This is a genomic window from Mesorhizobium sp. M7A.F.Ca.US.005.03.2.1 (assembly GCF_003997795.1).
Taxonomy (GTDB): Bacteria; Pseudomonadota; Alphaproteobacteria; order Rhizobiales; family Rhizobiaceae; genus Mesorhizobium; species Mesorhizobium ciceri.
The window spans coordinates 1-2,495 of record NZ_RZRP01000893.1; the positions used below are offsets into that span (position 1 = coordinate 1).

At 63.4% G+C, this 2,495-nt stretch carries 4 protein-coding genes; 2 read left to right on the plus strand and 2 right to left on the minus strand.

The genetic code is table 11. The features are described 5' to 3' along the window. The coding region (locus EN991_RS32080; protein WP_127370253.1) for a DUF2155 domain-containing protein at positions 1 to 402 on the minus strand (402 nt) is incomplete at its 3' end. Between the two features lie 123 nt (positions 403 to 525). After that, positions 526 to 924 carry an NADH:ubiquinone oxidoreductase subunit NDUFA12 gene (locus EN991_RS32085; protein ID WP_013531353.1) on the minus strand — a complete coding sequence of 133 codons (399 nt, stop codon included), beginning with the start codon at positions 922 to 924 and terminating at the stop codon, positions 526 to 528. A gap of 255 nt (positions 925 to 1,179) precedes the next feature. Here EN991_RS32085 and panB point away from each other — a divergent pair, with 255 nt between their 5' ends. Next, positions 1,180 to 1,995: a 3-methyl-2-oxobutanoate hydroxymethyltransferase gene (panB, locus tag EN991_RS32090; RefSeq protein WP_206519294.1), complete on the plus strand. Its 816-nt coding sequence runs from the start codon at positions 1,180 to 1,182 to the stop codon at positions 1,993 to 1,995. Then, positions 1,992 to 2,495 (plus strand): pantoate--beta-alanine ligase (locus EN991_RS32095; RefSeq protein WP_164769527.1); only part of this gene is annotated, 504 nt, incomplete at its 3' end. The genes panB and EN991_RS32095, both read left to right, overlap by 4 nt.

Here is a 2,495-nt window from a genome sequence, read left to right on the forward strand (position 1 = left end):
GTCGTAGACGGCATCCTCGACGGCGTTGAGGCCGGGGCTTTCAGCGAACATCCAGCCGGTGAAGATGCGGCGGATCTTGCGGTCGAGCGTGATCTCGTCGACCTCGACGAAGGAATCGGTCTTCGGCGCCTCCGCCTGCGGCCGCGAATAGCAGACGCGCGGCGTCACCTGCAAAGCGCCGAACTGCACCGTCTCGTCGATATAGACATCGAAGGTGATGATCCGGCCGGTGATCTTGTCGATACCGGCAAACTCGGCAACGGCATTGGTAACCCGGTCCGCTCCCGCGGGCGGCGCCGGTGCGGGTGCCGCGGGCTCAGGCGAAGCGGCGAAGGCCACGGTGCTGACGGCAAGACCGGCGGCTAGCGCCAGACTGGCCGATATTGAGTAAGAAAAGCTCATGCAAAGATACCGGTGGTTCGCGCCCGGGTGATTCTGTCGATCGCCAAGGCTAGTCGCCGTTTTCTGATCAGCAAGCAGCTAAACACCAATTGTGGCGATAAAGGACCGGCTTGCACCCTGTCGCTACGACCCGGGTGTCCAGGCATCGTAGTCGCCGGTGACCTGCGGGCGATGCTGATTGGTGAGCACCGAGCCCTTCGGGCGATAGGCCGCCGGGCTGCCGGTCAGATTGGGCTGATGCGGCTTCTGCCAGTCGCGTGGCTTGTAGTCCTCGCTGGACGGCGCGACGTCGACACGGTGGTGCATCCAGCCGTGCCAGCCGGGCGGTATCGCCGAAGCTTCCGAATAATTGCGGTAGATGACCCAGCGGCGCGTGCGGCCTTCCGAATCGATGCCGCCTTCGTAGTAAAAATTGCCGGTCTCGTCCTGGCCGACCTTCTTGCCATACCGCCACGTGTGCAGGCGGGTTCCTATCGTCTGGCTGTTCCACCAGGTGAAAAACTGCGTAAGGAAAGTCTTCATTTCAAAACCCTCGCGCCAGCAGCGCCCGTTTCCTGCTTATGGCGTCAGGCCTTGCCGAAGGCAAGGCTTTTGCCACGGCGTGTGCGCAAATGGCTTTCCTGAAACCCGACACAAGCCTGTGATCCTGCCGGTGGCTGCATGCACGCTTGCCAAGCCTTTGCGGTGTTTCTAAAGCTCTGCGCGCCCATGCTTGTATCCAGCCCGGCTTGAGGCCAAAGGAGGTGACGATTGGCCACGGAATTGCCGACCACCGACATGCGCATCAGCGCCGAGGCGATTCGCCACCGCAAGGGCGGCACGCCGATCGTTTGCCTGACCGCCTATACCTATCCCATCGCCCGTCTGCTTGATCACCATGTCGATCTGCTTCTGGTCGGTGACAGTGTCGCCATGGTCCTCCATGGCCACAAGACGACACTGGGTGCCTCCCTGGAGATGATGATCGCGCATGGGCAAGCCGTGATGCGCGGCTCGGCCAGTGCCTGCGTCGTCGTCGACCTGCCGGCTGGCAGCTATGAGGTCACGGCAGCACTTGCCGTCGCCTCGGCGCGGCGGGTCGTCGACGAAACCGGCTGCCAGGCGGTGAAGCTCGAAGGCGGCGTCGAAATGGTTAGCCAGATCGCGGCCATCGTCGCCGCCGGCATTCCGGTCATGGGGCATATCGGCCTGCAGCCGCAATCGGTCGAGAAGGACGGCGGCTACAAGATCAAAGGCCGCACCGAGGAGGCTGTTGCGGCATTGCTTCGCGATGCGCTCGCCGTCGAGAACGCCGGGGCTTTCTCGGTGGTCATCGAAGGCACGGTCGAGAGGGTCGCCGCCGATATCAGCCGCCGCCTCGCCATTCCAACCATCGGCATCGGCGCCAGCGGCGACTGCGACGGCCAGATCCTGGTCATCGACGACATGGTCGGGCTGACCGTCGATCGCGTGCCGAAATTCGTCAAGGAATACGCCGACCTGCGCAGCGCGATCTCGCATGCCGCAAAGAGCTATGCAGCAGAAGTGCGAAACCGGACCTTCCCGGGCCCCGGCCATGTCTTTTCGGCGACAAACAGCAGGGATGACGCATGAGCCAACCCGTCGTCGTCGACAGCGTTGCCGCACTTCGCACGCAAATCCATGACTGGCGCCGTGACGGCCTTCGTGTCGCCATGGTGCCGACCATGGGCGCTTTGCACGACGGGCACATCTCGCTGGTCAGGATCGCGCTCGAAAAAGCCGAGCGCTGCGTCGTGTCGATCTTCGTCAACCCGACACAGTTCGCGCCGAGCGAAGACCTCGACAAGTACCCGCGCCAACTCGCCCGCGATCTCGACCGGCTCGGCGCGGCAAAGGCCGACCTTGCTTTCACACCGACGGTTGGCGAGATGTATCCCGCCGGCTTCGCCACGAAAATCTCAGTCGGCGGCCCCTCCGCCGGGCTCGAATCGGACTTTCGGCCGACCTTTTTCGAAGGCGTCGCCACTGTCGTGGCAAAGCTCCTCCTGCAGGCAACGCCCGACTTTGCGGTCTTCGGCGAGAAGGACTACCAGCAGCTTTGCGTTGTGAGGCAGCTCTGCGGCGATCTCGAC